Below are 239 nucleotides of genomic sequence, written 5' to 3'. Positions count from 1 at the left end.
AAACCAAATCGCTGACCAATATTAGCCAGTACACCAATAAAATTTCATTAGAGGTGTTCGATGGCTTCGTGGGTGGTGTAGGTAATCAACTCCCCCGTCCAGTAGCTAGAAAACGAACCATAAAATAAGACTATAGAAGTAAAACCAATGATAATGTAAAGCCAACCATAAAGCGCTGGATGAGCAAAAGGACGCCATAGGGCTCGTGAAGGAAAAAGTCGGCTATGGTGCCAACCTAC

1 protein-coding gene is annotated in these 239 nt (G+C 43.1%); it reads right to left on the bottom strand.

From position 1 onward, the window contains the following. Positions 1-47: 47 nt before the first annotated feature. A partial coding sequence (locus tag AC23P2_RS31425; protein ID WP_487776842.1) for a hypothetical protein occupies positions 48-239 on the bottom strand: 192 nt, incomplete at its 5' end.

This window comes from Runella sp. R0.1_18, assembly GCF_057652155.1.
The sequence above is the reverse complement of the archived record's forward strand: the minus strand, read 5'-3'. Positions and strand labels throughout refer to the sequence as shown.